Source organism: Primorskyibacter aestuariivivens (assembly GCF_028023675.1).
Lineage (GTDB): Bacteria > Pseudomonadota > Alphaproteobacteria > Rhodobacterales > Rhodobacteraceae > Marinovum > Marinovum aestuariivivens.
Map to the genome: position 1 here is coordinate 21,781 of NZ_JAQIOZ010000001.1, position 16,150 is coordinate 37,930.

The 16,150-nt window shown below is 62.2% G+C and carries 15 protein-coding genes; 8 read left to right on the forward strand and 7 right to left on the reverse strand.

What is annotated here, in order from left to right; all coding sequences use genetic code 11:
- Positions 1 to 6: 6 nt before the first annotated feature.
- Positions 7 to 1,536 carry a GMC family oxidoreductase gene (locus PGB28_RS00125; protein ID WP_271419434.1) on the reverse strand — a complete coding sequence of 510 codons (1,530 nt, stop codon included), beginning with the start codon at positions 1,534 to 1,536 and terminating at the stop codon, positions 7 to 9.
- A 3-nt stretch (positions 1,537 to 1,539) separates the two neighbouring features.
- Positions 1,540 to 2,580 (reverse strand): ABC transporter ATP-binding protein, encoded by a 1,041-nt coding sequence (locus PGB28_RS00130; RefSeq protein ID WP_271419435.1) that lies wholly within the window; start codon positions 2,578 to 2,580, stop codon positions 1,540 to 1,542.
- Between the two features lie 232 nt (positions 2,581 to 2,812).
- Here PGB28_RS00130 and PGB28_RS00135 point away from each other — a divergent pair, with 232 nt between their 5' ends.
- From PGB28_RS00135 to PGB28_RS00165, 7 genes are all read left to right on the forward strand, one after another.
- Complete coding sequence (locus PGB28_RS00135) at positions 2,813 to 4,063, forward strand: ABC transporter substrate-binding protein (protein WP_271419436.1); 1,251 nt, start codon at positions 2,813 to 2,815, stop codon at positions 4,061 to 4,063.
- A 75-nt stretch (positions 4,064 to 4,138) separates the two neighbouring features.
- Complete coding sequence (locus PGB28_RS00140) at positions 4,139 to 5,161, forward strand: carbohydrate ABC transporter permease (protein ID WP_271419437.1); 1,023 nt, start codon at positions 4,139 to 4,141, stop codon at positions 5,159 to 5,161.
- A 3-nt stretch (positions 5,162 to 5,164) separates the two neighbouring features.
- Positions 5,165 to 6,046: a carbohydrate ABC transporter permease gene (locus tag PGB28_RS00145; protein WP_271419438.1), complete on the forward strand. Its 882-nt coding sequence runs from the start codon at positions 5,165 to 5,167 to the stop codon at positions 6,044 to 6,046.
- 3 nt (positions 6,047 to 6,049) lie between these two features.
- Entirely contained in the window at positions 6,050 to 7,030 is a 981-nt protein-coding gene (locus PGB28_RS00150; RefSeq protein ID WP_271419439.1) for a nuclear transport factor 2 family protein, read from the forward strand.
- Between the two features lie 2 nt (positions 7,031 to 7,032).
- Positions 7,033 to 8,034: a nuclear transport factor 2 family protein gene (locus PGB28_RS00155; RefSeq protein WP_271419440.1), complete on the forward strand. Its 1,002-nt coding sequence runs from the start codon at positions 7,033 to 7,035 to the stop codon at positions 8,032 to 8,034.
- Positions 8,031 to 8,894, forward strand: a complete 864-nt coding sequence (locus PGB28_RS00160; protein ID WP_271419441.1) for an amidohydrolase family protein — start codon at positions 8,031 to 8,033, stop codon at positions 8,892 to 8,894. Before PGB28_RS00155 ends, PGB28_RS00160 begins: the two co-directional genes overlap by 4 nt.
- A gap of 19 nt (positions 8,895 to 8,913) precedes the next feature.
- A complete protein-coding gene (locus tag PGB28_RS00165; RefSeq protein ID WP_271419442.1) occupies positions 8,914 to 9,600 on the forward strand; it encodes a D-lyxose/D-mannose family sugar isomerase in 687 nt (228 codons plus the stop codon).
- A gap of 21 nt (positions 9,601 to 9,621) precedes the next feature.
- Here PGB28_RS00165 and PGB28_RS00170 read toward each other — a convergent pair whose 3' ends face one another.
- The 5 genes from PGB28_RS00170 to PGB28_RS00190 all read right to left on the reverse strand — a co-directional run bounded on the left by PGB28_RS00170 (position 9,622) and on the right by PGB28_RS00190 (position 14,847).
- Positions 9,622 to 10,146: a peroxiredoxin gene (locus tag PGB28_RS00170; RefSeq protein WP_271419443.1), complete on the reverse strand. Its 525-nt coding sequence runs from the start codon at positions 10,144 to 10,146 to the stop codon at positions 9,622 to 9,624.
- Positions 10,147 to 10,201: 55 nt separating this feature from the next.
- Positions 10,202 to 11,647: a TRAP transporter large permease gene (locus PGB28_RS00175; RefSeq protein ID WP_271419444.1), complete on the reverse strand. Its 1,446-nt coding sequence runs from the start codon at positions 11,645 to 11,647 to the stop codon at positions 10,202 to 10,204.
- Positions 11,647 to 12,477, reverse strand: coding sequence for a TRAP transporter small permease subunit (locus tag PGB28_RS00180; RefSeq protein WP_271419445.1), 831 nt, complete (start codon positions 12,475 to 12,477; stop codon positions 11,647 to 11,649). Before PGB28_RS00180 ends, PGB28_RS00175 begins: the two co-directional genes overlap by 1 nt.
- A gap of 119 nt (positions 12,478 to 12,596) precedes the next feature.
- The gene (locus PGB28_RS00185) at positions 12,597 to 13,640 is read right to left on the reverse strand and encodes a TRAP transporter substrate-binding protein (RefSeq protein ID WP_271419446.1); all 1,044 of its coding nucleotides are present in this window, start codon (positions 13,638 to 13,640) and stop codon (positions 12,597 to 12,599) included.
- Positions 13,641 to 13,878: 238 nt separating this feature from the next.
- Positions 13,879 to 14,847 carry a DUF808 domain-containing protein gene (locus PGB28_RS00190; RefSeq protein WP_271419447.1) on the reverse strand — a complete coding sequence of 323 codons (969 nt, stop codon included), beginning with the start codon at positions 14,845 to 14,847 and terminating at the stop codon, positions 13,879 to 13,881.
- Positions 14,848 to 15,111: 264 nt separating this feature from the next.
- Between PGB28_RS00190 and gap the strand changes: the two genes are divergently transcribed.
- Positions 15,112 to 16,116: a type I glyceraldehyde-3-phosphate dehydrogenase gene (gap, locus tag PGB28_RS00195; protein ID WP_271419448.1), complete on the forward strand. Its 1,005-nt coding sequence runs from the start codon at positions 15,112 to 15,114 to the stop codon at positions 16,114 to 16,116.
- Positions 16,117 to 16,150: the final 34 nt, after the last annotated feature.

The window sequence follows — 16,150 nt, forward strand, 5'->3', positions numbered from 1 at the left end:
TTGTTATCAGGCCGCAGCAGAATCTGCGGCGATTATTTCTGCGGCGCGATGGCCGATCATCATCGACGGCGCGTTGGTATTGGCCGAGGTCACGGCGGGCATGACGCTGGCATCCGCCACCCAAAGCCCGCGCACCCCGCGCAGGGCCAGCCGTGGCGTGACCGGCGCATCGCCTTCCCCCATGCGCAGCGTGCCCACCGGGTGATAGGCGGTACCGCAATGGGCGAGGATATGGGCGCGGGCCTGTTCCTCGTCCTTCACGGCCGCCGCCGGATAGGCCTCGGGGGCCTTCATGTCCCCGAAATCGGCGTCCCGCATCAGGGCGCGAAGACGCATCCAGCCACGGGTGAGCAGGTCGAGATCGGCCTCATTCGTCAGCAGGCCAAGGTCAATCTCCAGCCCGTTGCGACCCAGCTTCAGCGCGCCGCGAGATTGCGGACGACAGACCACCGCATCGGCGAAATAACCGCGCCCGAGCCGCGTGCGCCGCCCTTCCCAGTCCAGCAGGAAGGGGATGAAATGGCTCTGGATATCAGGCGTGCCGCCCTGCCCCGAGGCATCGAAAAACGCCGCGCCCTCAACCGTGGGCGAGGCAAAAACACCCTTGCCGCGCAGCAGCCAATCAAACGGTGCCGCCATCCAGTCCAGTGCCAGCGATGCATCCAGCCCATAGCCGGACCCCGCCCCCATGAAATGCAGCCCGCAACCCGGATGGTCATGCAGGTTCGCCCCAACACCGGGCAGATCCGCGATCACGTCGCGCCCTGCAGCGCGCAGATCCTCGGCCGGGCCAACGCCCGAAGCCAAAAGGATCTCGGGCGAGCCAATGGCCCCCGCCGACAGGATCACGCCCTTGCGCGCCCGAACCTCTGCCCCGCCGACAAAGGAAACCCGGTCGATCCGGTCGCCGGTCATGTGCAGCTTTTCGACCGCATGGTTCTGCAACACCTGCACACCGCGCGCCATCGCGGGCCGCAGAAACGCATCTGCGGCGGACCAGCGGCGGCCATCATGCAGGTTGAACCGGCAAACCCCGGCGCTTTCGCGTTCGGGCGTGGGCAGCGCTTCGGGGTCATTGCCCCCGGTCAGCCCCGACAGCGCCTCGGTCAGCGCATGGGGTGTCGCCAGCCGCGCGGGACGCAGATGCGCCTCGACCGCGTCAAAGGCTGGGGCCACATCGGCCCAGGACCAGCCTGGCACCTGCCAGTTGTCGAAATCATCGGCACGCCCGCGAAACCAGACCATGGAATTGATCGAGCCAGAGCCGCCCAGCATGCGACCGCGCGGAATGGCAATCTGCCGACCGCCGAGCGCCGATTGCGGGGCCGAGCGATAGCGCCAGTCGCGCCGCTTCGACCCCATCGTCCAGACCAGACCAAAGGGCATCCGCACCAGCGGCCAGCGATCCGACGGACCCGCCTCGACCACCAGCACAGACCCGGCATCTCGCGCAGCCAATCCCGCCGCGACGGCACAGCCAGCCGAGCCGGCGCCGATCACGACGAAGTCAAAGCTGGAAACATGGGCGGAGGACATGGCTCAGAGCCGTTCGCCGGTTGTTGCGTCGAACAGGTGGCAGATGTCAGCCGGGATATGCGCCGAGAAGGGAGCGCCAATCTCGACGCGGTAATCCTTGGGCGCCTTCACGGCGACCAGCGCCTTGCCCGCCTTGACCGCCACCATCGTGGCATCACCCAGAAGCTCCATGGAATAGACCGGCGCGGACAATTCCCCCGCCTCGGCGACGCTGGCATCTTCGGCACGGAACCCAAGCGTCACGGGGCCATCCGGCCCGGACAAGCCGCTGATCGAGACGTTTTCCGCAGTAAATGTCCCGCCCTTCAAGTCGCCTTCCATCAGGTTCATCGCCGGTGAGCCAATGAACCCGGCAACAAAGGTGTTGGCCGGCATGTCATAGATATCGGTGGGTGTGCCCACCTGCTGCACCACGCCCTTGTTCATGACAACCACGCGATCCGCCAGGGTCATGGCCTCGATCTGGTCATGGGTCACATAGATCGTGGTCACACCCAGTTCGTGGGACAGGTGCTTGATCTGCGCCCGGGTCGAGACCCGCAGCTTGGCGTCCAGATTGGACAGCGGCTCGTCCATCAGGAACACGTTGGGTTCGCGCACGATGGCACGCGCCAGCGCCACGCGCTGCCGCTGACCGCCTGACAGCTCGGCAGGCTTGCGATGCAGGAATTCGTCCAGCTCCACCATGGCCGAGGCGCGGCGCACCTTTTCGTCATGTGTAGACGAATCCACGCCACGCACCTTCAGTGGGAAGCGGATGTTTTCATAGACATTCATGTTCGGGTAGAGCGCGTAGCTCTGGAACACCATGGCAACGTCGCGATCCTTGGGATCAAGGTCATTGACCCGCGTGCCGTCCACGACGATATCGCCGCCCGAGGCATCCTCAAGCCCGGCGATCATCCGCATGGTCGTGGTCTTGCCGCAGCCCGACGGCCCCAGCAGTACGAGAAACTCCCGGTCCGCGATGGTCAGGTCGAAATCTTCGACACCGACAAAGCTCCCCCAGCGTTTGGACACATTGCGTAGCTGTATTTCAGCCATGATCGCCGCTCTCCCTTGCAAACGTATGCAATTACCCTAGGCGCGAATCTGAAATCGAAGCAAGCCCTATTTTTGCGAGGGGATAAATTTTTGCCGCTTGAAAACTTGACCCTTGCCAAACGGGCTATCCATGGGACATCCTTGCAATCGTATGCAAGGCGTAAGCGATTCGAATCGCCGCGCAGACGAACGCCCGCAGATCGCTCGGGTGACAACAGGGAGACCAAACCACATGACGAAAATCGCCAGACTTCTTGGCGCAACCGCGCTGATCACGGCCGCTGCAACCACCGCTTTCGCCGAGGCCCATGGCGGCTGCAAAATTGACGGCGGCCGCCTGTCGATCATCGGGAACGAATTCCCGGCCATTCATACCGTCGCCAATGCCGCGACCTCCTGCGAAGGTATCGAGGCGGAAGCCAACCTCACGGCCGATCACCAGAAGCTTCACGTTGCGGGCATGACCGGCAACCCGGCGGAATACACCACCGCGATTGTCGCCAACTCCTCGATCGTTTCTCTGATCAACGAAGACGTGATCCGCCCGCTTGATGATCTGGTGGCCGAATATGGCCAGGACATTCCCAAGCACCAGCTGATTTCGGTGGATGGGCAAGTGATGGCGGTGGCCTTCATGGCGAACGCACAGAGCCTTGTTTATCGCGAGGATATCCTGGAGCAGGCCGGGCTGGACGTGCCCACCACCTATGAGGAAGTCCTTGCCGCGGCTGAAAAAATCCGCTCAGACGGCATCCTGGAATACCCGGTGGGTGGCCCTTACGCAGCGGGCTGGAACCTCGCGCAGGAATTCGTGAACATGTATCTCGGCCATGGCGGCGAATTCTTTGAGCCGGGCTCGGCCAAGGTGGCCATCAACAACGAAAAAGGCGTGGCCGCGCTGACCATGATGAAGGCGCTGTCGGAATACATGAATCCCGATTTCCTGACGCATGATTCCAACGCCACCTCGGCCGAATGGGAAGCGGGCAATGTCGCGCTGATGCACATGTGGGGCTCGCGGACCGGCGTTCTCATGGACGACGAAGGCGCCGAGCCGGTTGTCTACGAAAATACCAGGATCCGTGGTCCGCTCATGGTCGGTGACAGCGGCGTACCCGCCAACACGCTCTGGTGGGACGGCTGGACCGTGGCCAAGAACATCAGCGACGAAGATGCTGCCGCCACCTTCCAGGCGATGGCCTATGGCTCGTCGCCCGCGATCCTGAACGACGAAACCATGAGCCAGGCCGTGTGGCTGATCGACGGGTTCGAAGCTCAGCCGGTGAACGAAGGCGTTCTGGCCTCGGTTCAGGCGGGTTCCAAACCCTACCCGATGGTGCCCTATCAGGGTCTCCTGCACACCGCTCTGGGTGCTGAACTGGCTGACTTCATGAACGGTGCGGAAAGCGCTGAACAAGCTCTGGCAGATGTGGAAGCGGCCTATACCGCTGCAGCCACCGAAAAAGGCTTCCTCTCGGAATAAGCCTTGCCTCCTGCGGGGCGCCTCCTCCCGGCGCCCCGCCCTTCTTCCTCATTCAATGACAGGATGGTGTGCGCCGTGAAACACGGAACATTCTTCAGCTTTGTCTTCCCGTCCCTGCTGGCCATGACGCTGTTCATCGCGCTGCCGGTGGCCTCGGTGGTCGTTCAATCCTTCCACGCCCAACATGATCAGGTGATCATCGAGGTGGAAAACTGCGGCCCGTTCGGCTGTGAAACCACCACCAAGATCGACCAGGAAGCCACCGAAGCGCTCCGGCAGGATCAGCCACTGGGCAAATTTGTCGGGCTAGAGAACTACACCAATCGCGGACATCTCGCGACCAGCGAAATCGGCGAAGCCTGGCGTACATCTGAAAGCATGGGTGACTTCCTGGGCGAGTTGATGAACCTGCCTTTCTACCGCGCCATTGCCTTTACGCTGACCTTCACCGCCATTGTAACACCGCTGACCATCATGCTGGGTTTCGCCATCGCGGTTGCGGTCAATGCCTCGGCGCGGATGCTGCGCGGGCCGCTGATCTTTGTCTCGCTCCTGCCCTTCATCATCAACCCGCTGGTGGGCTCACTTGTGCTGTTCTGGATGATCGACGCGCGCGGCATTCTGGGCCATGCGCTGCAATTCCTTGCCGATGACCCTGAGCTGTCGGTCAAGGCGTCCACCCCGCTGATGTGGATCATGCTTATGGTCTACGGCATCTGGCACGCCGCGCCCTTTGCATTCGTGGTCTTCTACGCCGGGCTGCAGACGGTCAATCAGGACACGCTGGAGGCCGCGATGATAGACGGTGCGACGCGCTGGCAGCGGGTGCGTTACGTGACCATCCCGCATCTGATGCCGCTGGTGACCTTCGTGGCGCTGATCCAGCTGATGGACAATTTCCGGGTCTTTGAACCGCTGGTCAGTTTCAGCGCCGCGGCCCATGCGAACTCACTCAGTTACTACATCTATACCGATCTGGGGGGCGAAACGCGGCTCCTGAACTCTGCCGCCGCCACCTCCGTTCTCACCATCATTGGCGTCGCAATCCTGCTTGCCCCGGTGCTTGTACGCACTTGGCGCGACCACAAGAGGGCCTGATCCATGAGCGCTTTGACGAAAAAACACCCCACCGGCCTGCGTGTCCTGCTGCTTGGCTTTCTGGTGGTCTGGGTCATCCTTGCGGCCTTTCCCTTCCTCTGGACGCTCTGGGGCTCCTTCAAGGTCGAAGGCGACTTCTTTTCCAAGGCCAACTGGGCCAATGCGCTCACCGGCGAACTGACCCGTACCGAAACCGGCGGTAGCTTTACCGGTGATGGCTATCACGGGGCTTGGGTACAGGAAGAGTTCTGGCGTGCGGCGCTCAATACTTTTGTGGTCTGCTTTTGCGTGGTGCTGATCTCACTCACCTGCTCCACGCTGGCGGGCTACGCGCTGTCGCGCTCGACCTATAACTACGCCTTCTGGCTGCTGATCGCGGCGCTGATCTTCCGCGCCATGCCGCCGATCACGCTGGTTTCGGGTTATCTGCTTCCGTTCTTCGAATGGAACCTCTGGGGGCATATCTCGACGACCGTGATCGTGCTGGTGGCGATCAACCAGCCGTTTTCGCTCTGGATGCTGACCTCGTTCTTCCGCAACATTCCCAAGGATCTGGATGAAAGCGCCATGGTCGATGGCTGCACGCGGTTCCAGGCATTCCGGCATGTGATCATCCCGGTCATGTGGCCCGGCGTCATCACCACGGGGCTGTTCAGCTTCCTCCTAGCCTATAACGATTTTGCGGTGACCGCGATGCTTCTGGAAAAGGAAAACCAGACCATGGTGCCCAAGATCGCCAGCTTCCTCGGCACCACCCAGACCAAGGGCAATGTGATGTTCGCCGTGGCGGCGGTGGTCAGTTCAACCGCACCGATCTTTGTCATGGTGATGTTCTTCCAGCGCCAGATCGTGTCGGGACTGACCGCGGGTGCGGTAAAGGGCTGACCCATGGACGCGAACAAGGCCGCCTTGCGGGCTTACACAGAGTCCCTGCGCTACCCCGGCGCGGGGTCGGACAGGGCGGCGGAGGCGTTCTTTGCCCCCGACGCACGGATCAATATGGTCCACCCGTTCAACGAACTGGCGGGGTCGGGCGCATTCACTCAGCGCTTTCTGACCCCGCTGGCGGCCAGTTTCGACAGCCTGACCCGGACCGATTACATCGGTTTTGGCGGAAACTATGAGGGCGCGGATTGGGTCACCTGCACCGGCTATTACACCGGCCATTTCGCCCGCGACTGGCTGGGCATCCGGGCCACGGGCCGCATGGCGCATCTGCGCTTTGGTGAATTTCACCGGATGGAAGGCGGGCGCGCAGTCGAAAGCTACATCTTCCTCGACCTGCCCGAATTGATGATCGCCTGCGATCAATGGCCCATTTCGCAAAGCCCCGGACGTCATCGCGGCTTTACCGGCTACCTCGCGGGACCGATCACCCAGGACGGGCTGCAATGGCAGGACAATGACCGGGCACGCGGAGCGGAGTCCGCCGCGATGGTCACAACCATGCTGCGCGGTCTGGCCACGCCGGACGAGAAATGGCGTCCCTATTGGCATGAGCGGATGATTTGGTACGGGCCAGCCGCCTTTGGCAGTTTCATTGGGCTTGAGGAATTCGCGGGCTTTCAGGTGCCGTTCGAACAGACCTTCTCGGAATGGATCGGCGGATCGGTCCCCGGCAGCGAGACCCGGCATTTCACCCGCTTCGGCGATGGCGATTACGTGTGTTCCGGTGGATGGCCCTCGCTCAACGCGGTGCAGGCCAAGCCGTTTCTTGGCCAGCCCAGCGAAGGCAAACGGCTCTATATGCGCGTCTGCGACTGGTGGCGGCGCGAGGGCGATCTCTTGGTCGAGAACTGGGTATTCGTGGATATTCCCCATGTGCTGCTGCAGATGGGCGTGGACCTGTTTGAAAATGTGGACATCTGAAAATGACTGACTTTCAGGCCGAAAAGGCCCTTGTGCGCAACTTTTACGCGGTACTTGAAACACCGCGCGGCGCGGATCTGGCCAAGGTGATGGCCGAGTATTGCGCGCCGGACCTGCATTGGCGCGGCTTTCATCCGTTCAACGAGATCACCGGCCCCGAGACCGTAGCAGACCGGTTCTGGGCCCCCCTGCACGAGAGCCTGACTTCGATGCAGCGGCGCGAAGATGTGTTCTTTGCCGGCAAGAATGAGATCGACGGGTTCGACAGCACATGGGTGGTCTCCATGGGCCATCTCATGGGGCTCTTCGATGCGCCGTGGTTGGGCATCCGTCCCACCGGCAAGCTGGTGATGCTGCGCTACTCAGAATTCAATCGCGTTGAGAATGGCCGCATTACCGAGACTGCGATGTATTTCGACATCCCGCATCTGATGGCGCAGGCGGGCCAAGACCCCTTCCCGCCCGCCACCGCCGCCTTTCTTGTCCAGCCCGGGCCGCTGACCCATGACGGGCTCTTGCACGCCCCCTGCCCGCCCGAGGAAGGTCAGGCCACGCTGGATGCGATCAATGCGATGATCGGCGATCTGGGCACATGGCAGCTTGGCCTGCCGCTGGAAGAGGAACTGGCGCGGACATGGGTCCAAGATATGCTCTGGTGGGGCCCCCACGGGATTGGCGCGACCTATACGATCCCGCGTTACGCCAAACAGCATTCCGGTGCGTTCCGCGCGAGCTTCACCGACCGTAGCAAGACCAAGCACATCGCGCGTCTGGCCGAGGGGCATTACGGCGGCTTTTTCGGCTGGCCCAATTTCACCGCCCGCCATATGGGCGGCTTCATGGGCATGCCCGCCACGGACAAACCCGGCGAGTTCCGGGTGATCGACATTTACCGGCGCGACGGCGACAAGCTGGCCGAGAACTGGATCTTTATCGACCTGCTGCATTTCTGGAAGACCCAGGGGGTTGATATTCTGGAGCGCTACACGAATATCGGCGCATGAGGATCGACGCGCATCATCACCTGTGGGACCTGAGCGCCGTGCATTACCCATGGCTCATGGCCAAGGGGGTGGAGCGTTTCTTTGGCGACCCGGCCCCCATTCAGCGCAACTACCTGCTGGATGAATTTCGCCGGGATGCGGCGGGGTTCGACGGGTCGGTCCATATTCAGGTAGGCGCCGAGGATGGCTGGGACGAGGCCGCGTGGATTCAGGCGGTGGCCGAGGCCAACCCGGATTGGCCCATGGTGCAGGTGGCGTTCTGTGACCTGACCGCCGACGACCTGAGCGCACAACTGGACCGGCTCCAGACGCTCTCTACCCTGCGCGGCGTGCGCCAGATCGTTGGCCGCGCACCGAGCGAGGACGCGCAAAGCGGCACCAATGCGCTTTTGGGCGATCCGCGCTTTGCGGCTGGCCTGCGCGAGGTCGGGCGGCGGGGGCTGAGCTTTGATCTGCAACTGATCCCCGATCTCTACGATTCCATGGCCCGCGTGCTGGAGGCAGCGCCAGACACGCCCATCGCGCTGTGCCATGCAGGCTCGCCCATCGACCGCAGTGCAGAGGGTCTGCGCGACTGGGCCGAGCGGCTGCGCGTGCTCTCCGCCCTGCCCCAGATCACCTGCAAACTGTCCGGACTTGGCATGTTCGATCACAACTGGACACCGGACAGCATTCACCCGATCGTCGACACGCTTCTTGACCAATTCGGACCGGATTGCGTGATGTTTGGCTCCAATTTCCCGGTGGATTCGCTCTATTCGAACTATTCCGACCTGCGCAGCGCATTTCAAAAACTGGTCCCGAGCGCCATGCACGCCGCCGTCTTTGGCGGCACCGCCAAGCGCTTCTATTCCTTCTGAGCCGCAAAGAGGCCCCACTATGAAACGTTCCCGCATCAATGCGATCATGGCCGAGGCTGACGAAATGATCCGCCACCATGGCTTTACCCTGCCCCCCTTTGCCTATTGGTCCCCGGAAGACTTCAAAGCCCGCGCGGACGCCGCCCGCCATGTCATTGATGCGCGCTGCGGCTGGGACATCACCGATTATGGCGAAGGCCGGTATGACGAGATGGGGCTGTTTCTCTTTACCCTGCGCAACGGGCTTCTGGGTGACCTGCAGCGCGGCGGCGGCATGTGCTACGCCGAAAAGCTGCTGATTTCCAAACAGGATCAGCTGTCGCCCATGCATACCCATGTGATCAAGGCCGAGGATATCATCAACCGCGGCGGCGCGACGCTGGTAGTGGAGCTTTTCGGCTCGGACGATGCGGGCAATTTCGCCGAGGATCGCGGCGGCACGGTCTGGCTGGACGGCATCCGGCATGAGTTTGCGGCGGGCGAGAAACTGCGCCTTGCTCCGGGCGAAAGCGTCACCCTGCGCCCCGGTGACTGGCATGCCTTCTGGGGTGATGGGGGCGATGTGCTGATTGGCGAGGTCTCGACCGTGAATGACGACGAGACCGACAATATCTTCCGCGAACCAATCGGTCGGTTCTCCGAGATCGAGGAAGACGAAGCGCCCACACATCTGCTCGTCAGCGATTACAGAAGCTGGCTGGACTGATCCCGCCCCCCGCCCGATGGATCAGCCGCGCAGATGCGCCAGCATGGTATCCGCGCCTGACCGCTCGACCGGCACGCCGGGCGGGTTGTCGCGAAAGCCCGGCTCAGAGAAGAGCGCGGTGACCGCGCCATCCTCGACCAGCATGGAATAACGCCAGCTGCGCATCCCCATGCCTTGGGCCGAGCGATCCACCAGCATGCCCATCTTGCGGCTGAACTCGCCATTGCCATCGGGCAGCATCTGGACCTTTTCGATGCCCTGCGCCCGCGCCCATTGCCCCATGACAAAGGCGTCATTGACCGACAGGCAATAGACCGCGTCGATGCCTGCCTCTTGCAGATCGTCAAAAGCGGCCTCGAACCCGGGGACATGGCTCTCCGAACAGGCCGGCGTGAATGCGCCCGGCAGGGCAAAGACCACCACGCGGCGACCCGCGAAGATGTCCTCGCTGGTGACCAGCTTCCATTCAAACGGGTTGTCGCCGCCCAGTGCGGGGTTGCGCACACGGGTGTGGAAAGTGGCGTCAGGAATGGTTTGCGGTGTCATAGGGTTCTCCCGGTCTCAAACGAAAGGAGGCGCCGAAACCGGCGCCTCCCCTTATCTAGTTGCCATAGGCATATGCTGGCAGCCATGTGACGAGTTCTGGCCATGCGAAGACGATGGCGAGGCCTGTCAGTTGCAGGATCACGAAGGGGATCACGCCGCGGTAGATATGGCCCAGTGTCACGCCCGGTGGGCAGACGCCCTTGAGGTAGAACAGTGCAAAGCCCACAGGTGGCGTCAGGAAGCTGGTCTGCAAGGTCACCGCCACGAGGATCGCGAACCACACCACCGAGGGGTCGTTGACCGTGTCGAACCCGTTGATGGCGAGGTCGAGCGACAGGATCACCGGCAGCATCAGCGGCATGATGATGATCGTGATCTCGATCCAGTCGAGCAGGAAGCCCAAGAGGAACACGATGAACAGGATGAACATCACCGTCAGGTACGGGTGGCCGTCAAAGGCGTTCAGCACCAGGTGTTCGATGATCTCGTCCCCGCCATAGCGGCGCAGCACGAAGGCAAAGAAGTTCGCCGCGAGAAAGATCCCCACGATGTAACCGGCCGTGTTGAGCGTCGAGCGGCTCACCGTGGCCAGCACCTTGAGGTCCAGCTTGCGGTTGGCCAGCGCCAGAAGCGTCGCCCCCATCGCGCCCAGCCCCGAGGCTTCGGTCGGCGTGGCAAAGCCCGCAAAGATCGAGCCCAGCACCAGCAGGATCAGCAGCATCGGCGGCACCACCGCCAGCAGCACCTCTTTCACCACCGGCCAGCCCACATGTTCGGATTTCTCCGGGGCGGGCATGGCGTTGGGATTGATGAAGCCATAGATCACGATGAAGATGATATAAAGCGCCCCCAGAAGCAGCCCCGGGAACAGCGCGCCCATGAACAGGTCGCCCAGAGAGATCGCCAGCTGGTCCGACATGATCACCAGCATGATCGAGGGCGGGATCAGGATGCCCAGCGTGCCAGCGGACGCAATGGTGCCGGTGGCGATGGGCTTGGAATAGTTCTGGTTCATCATCTGCGGCAGCGCCATCACGCCCAGGAGCGTCACCGAGGCGCCGATCACCCCGGTCGAGGCGGCAAGGATGATCCCGATCAGGAGCACGGTGAGCGACAGGCCCCCGCGCAGACCCCGGAACAGTTTCTGCATCGACTGCATCATGCGCAGCGCCACGCCGGACTGGTCCAGCATCAGCCCCATGAAGATGAACATCGGCAGCGCCACAAGCACCGGGTTCTTGACGATCGAGCCAAACAGCCGGCCCGACAGCGCCTGAAGCTTCTGGTATTCGATGCCGGTGCGGTCGAACTCGATGATATCGCGGAAGGTGCCGCGGAACGGATCGAGGAAGAACTCGGCAATCAGCACGAAGATCAGGCTGATCCCCACCAGCGCCATGGCCACCGGCACGCCGCGGAACAGCATGACGATGAAGCCGCCGAACATGAAGATCACCGCGATCTCGTTCAGCGTCAGGAATTGTCCGATAAAGCTCAGCATCAGCGCGCCCTCCGGGCGTCACGCAACAGCGCGAGGCCGATCACCACGATGGTCAGGACCACGGTGATGAGTATTGTGTATTTGATATCCCAGGGCCCCAGCTCGATCTCGTCAAAGATCGGCTTGCGCAGGATGGTACGCGGGTTGTCGCCCTCGGGCAGTGCCGCGCGGTGATAGAGATAGATCGCGTAATAGGCCGCCAGATTGACCGCGAACATGGTCGAGGGCAGCGCATAAAGCAGCTTGCGCCCCAAGGGCGGCTTCTGCCCCATCAGCACCGTCAGCCGACGCGTGTACATCGCCCAGATCGCCAGCGCGATCAGCAGGAAGGACAGGTTCAGCACCGTCTTGAGAATCCACAGGTTGTGCAAGCCATTGGGGCTGTCCGAGCCTTCATTGGCCACGATGGACGAGATCGCATAGCCCAGCGTCACGTCCCAGCACAGGATGGTAAAGGGCAGGAAACACCAGACCAGCGCAAACACGTCGATGCGCGCTTTGCGCCTGTCGTCGTAATTGTCATAGAAGATATCGACCCGCACATGGCTGTCGGTGGTCACCGCATAGGCCACCCCCACCAGCACCGCGGCGCCGTAGAGCCACCACTGGAAATCATCCAGCCAGGCCTGGTTGTGCCCGGCCTGGCGCAGCACGACCTGCGCACAGATCGCGATCATCAGGATGGGAAAGATCCACGCCACCACATTGGACAGGTTGACGACAAAGCGGTCCCCGCGCCCATGGTCGGCCCGGTCGATCTCGCCGGGGTCGTTGATCGCGACGCTGGGGTTCTCCCCCCCGATTATTGTTTCTTCTTCATCCAGATGCATATGTCCCCCTTGCCGCGCTCCGGGCGCGGCAGCGTTTCCCAACACGTGCTCATGTTCGGGTGCAGCAAAGGACAGGCCCGCAGCGGGGCCTGTCCGGTTTCAGTCAGATAGCTGGGCGATCAGTCGCGCGGACGCGGCAAGTAGATCGTGTTGCCCCAGGTCTTGTAGCCTTCGCGGTATTCCTGAAGGTCGTCCCAGACCTGCTTGAAGAACGCGTCTTCCGCCGCCAGTTCACCGGCCACTTCGTTCCATGCGCCTTCAAACACGGCCAGTTGCTCCGGCGTCCACTGCTTGATGGTCACGCCGTTGTTCTCGACATTGTCCACCATGGCCGGGAAGTTGGTCGCTTCGCCCTCGGCAAAGTTGGTGGTGATGTTGGCAAGGCAGGCCACTTCGATCTGCTTTTGCGACCGCTCATCCAGATCGTCCCAGCGGTCCTTGTTGACCAGCAGTTCAAACAGCGTCGCGGGCTGGTGCCAGCCGGGGAAGTAGTTGAACTTGGCGATCTGGTGGAAGCCCAGACGCGCATCGATGCGCGGCATCGAGAACTCGGTCGCGTCAATCGCGCCCCGCTCCAGCGCCGGGAAGATGTCCCCACCCGCCAGCAGCGAGGTCGACACGCCCAGTTTCTGCATGACTTCCGCGCCAAGGCCGAAGAAGCGCATGTTCAGACCTTCGAGATCTTCGAGCGAGGTGATCTCGTTCTTGAACCAGCCCGAAGTTTCCGGCGCGATGATCCCGCAGGGCAGAACCTTCACGTTATAGCCGTTGTCGTCATACATCTGCTGGAACAGCGCGGCCCCGTCATCATAAAGCATCCAGCCCAGGAATTCGCCCGCTTCCGGCCCGAAAGGCACGGCAGCAAACAGCGACGCGGCCGGGATCTTGCCCTGCCAGTAGCCCGAGGTGGTATAGGCGGCATCCACCGACCCGTTCGACACCGCATCCAGCGCTTCCAGCGTCGGCACCAGCTCACCCGGATCGAAATGCTCGAACTCGACCTCGGTCGAAATCCCGTTGATCTTCTCGACGAAATCAACACCGGCAGTGCCGAGGATCGGCAGGTTCTTCCCGAACGCCGACGTCATCTCGAACGTCTCCTGCGCCGATGCAGACCCGGCGGCGATCACTCCTGCAACCGCAATTGTCACGAATTTGTTCATGTATTCCTCCCTGGAACGTTTTGGCCATCAGGCCCTGTAATGGGACAGCACGTCGCTTGGCGCAGCCCCGGTTATCCAACCCGCGCAAGTGTTAACGGCTGCCATTGATATCGCAAGGAAAACCGCCCAAAAAAACGCCATTTCGGGGATGCGCGATTCGTCATACCCAGATACGCGTAGGGATTACCTACCCAGTCTTTGGTAGGGCTCTACCCAGTGTTTGGTAGAGCCGCAGGTGTCAGGCGCTCCTGGCGGAGAGTTTGGCCCAGAGCGGCCCGACGATTTTTACGCCAATGGGAATCAGTGCCGTGCCCAATGCCAGCCCCAGAACACCGTCCATCGCGGCCTTGGCGATCCATTCGGCCGCCCCGTGCCATGCGGCATCAAACAGATGCGCAAACCGCACGGCATAGTCATGGATGACATGTTCCGGCCCGTGCCAGCCCATCTCGGCCAGCGAATGCACGATGATCGAGCCCCCGACCCACAGCATCGCCGCGGTGCCAACGATGGTCAGCCCCTTCATGAAGCCCGGCATCGCCCGGACGATTCCCCGCCCCAGAGCGCGCGTCAGGCCCAGCCGACCGCGTTCAGCGAGAAACAGCCCCACATCATCCGCCTTCACGATCAATGCCACGGCACCATAGACCGCGACGGTGATCCCCACCGCCACCATGGCCAATGTGCCCGCCTCCATCCAGAAGGTGCTGGCTGGGATGGCGGCCAGCGCGATGGTCATGATTTCCGCGGAGAGGATAAAGTCGGTCTTGATCGCGCCCTTGACCTTTTCCTCTTCCAGATGGCCCGGGTCGCCCGTGGCGTGGCTGCCATCCGGCCCGCCATGGCCATGGCCGAAGCCCAGCACATGGGCGACCTTTTCCGCGCCCTCGAAACACAGATACGCGCCCCCCAGCATCAGCAGCGGCGCAATCATCCATGGCGCAAAGGCCGAGAGCGCAAGCCCGATGGGCAACAGGAACACAAGCTTGTTGATCAGTGAGCCGCGCGCGATGCGCCAGACGATGGGAAGTTCGCGCGCGGGCGCGAAGCCTTGCAGGTATTTCGGCGTCACAGCCGCATCGTCGATCACCGCGCCTGCCGCCTTGGCCCCCGCCTTGGCCGCCTGCCCCGCAATGTCATCGACCGAAGCCGCCGCCACCTTGGCAATCCCCGCCACATCGTCCAGCAAAGCCAGCAAACCGCTCATGACATCCCGTCTCCATCGTTACGCAGGTCGAGGCTTTCCGATCTCGCCCGCCGCCGCAAGTGATTCCCGGGCGACCCCGGGTCATGCCGCAGCGCAGCAATATGTTAACGCAATCGCCCGCCCCAGCCGTGAATTCGTTAGCGCCACCATGCGCGCCCCTGCCACGGTTACCGCTATCATACTGGGAATGTGACGGTTTTTTCTTTGCCCTGACACATTCGCCCGTTAAGACCGCCCCAAGAGCACGCGCAGGAGATTACCAAGATGACTGTTACCGTCGGGATCAACGGATTTGGCCGCATCGGCCGCTGCACCCTTTCGCATATTGCCGAAAGCGCCCGCAATGATGTGCAGGTGGTCAAGATCAATGCCACCGGCCCGATCGAGACCGCAGCCCACTTGCTGCGCTACGACAGCGTGCATGGCCGCTTCCCCGGCGAGGTGAAAGTGGCGGGCAACACCATGGATCTGGGTCGTGGCCCGATGGAGGTCATGTCCACCTACAACATGGACGAGCTGGACTGGGGCGGCTGCGATGTCGTTCTGGAATGCACCGGCAATTTCAACGACGGTCTGAAGGCCAACAAGCATATCGACCGCGGTGCCAAATCGGTGCTGATCTCGGCTCCGGCCAAGAACGTGCAGAAAACCATCGTCTACGGCGTGAACCACCGCTCGCTCGAAGTGGGCGACACGATGATTTCGAACGGGTCCTGCACCACCAACTGTCTGGCCCCGCTGGCCAAGGTGCTGGACGAGGCCATTGGCATCGAACGCGGCATCATGACGACGATCCACTCTTACACCGGTGACCAGCCGACACTGGACCGCCGCCATAAGGATCTCTACCGCGCACGCGCCGGGGCCATGGCGATGATCCCCACCTCGACCGGTGCCGCCAAGGCGCTGGGTGAGGTTCTGCCGAACCTCAAGGGCAAGCTGGACGGCACCGCGATGCGCGTGCCCACGCCGAATGTCTCGGCCGTGGACCTGACCTTTGAAGCCAAGAAAGACGTGACCGTCGAGAATGTGAACGAAGTGGTGCGCGAAGCCTGCGCCGGTCACATGGGCATGGTGATGGCCTATGATCCCGAGCCCAAGGTCTCGATCGACTTCAATCACACGCCGCAAAGCTCGATCTTTGCCCCCGACCAGACCAAGGTTGTCGGCGGTCGTACCGTGCGCGTTCTGGCATGGTACGACAATGAATGGGGTTTCTCCGTGCGCATGGCCGACGTGGCCGCCGCCATGGGCCGCCTGCTGCATTGATCATGTAACGAGTTCCAAGACACCTCCACGCAGG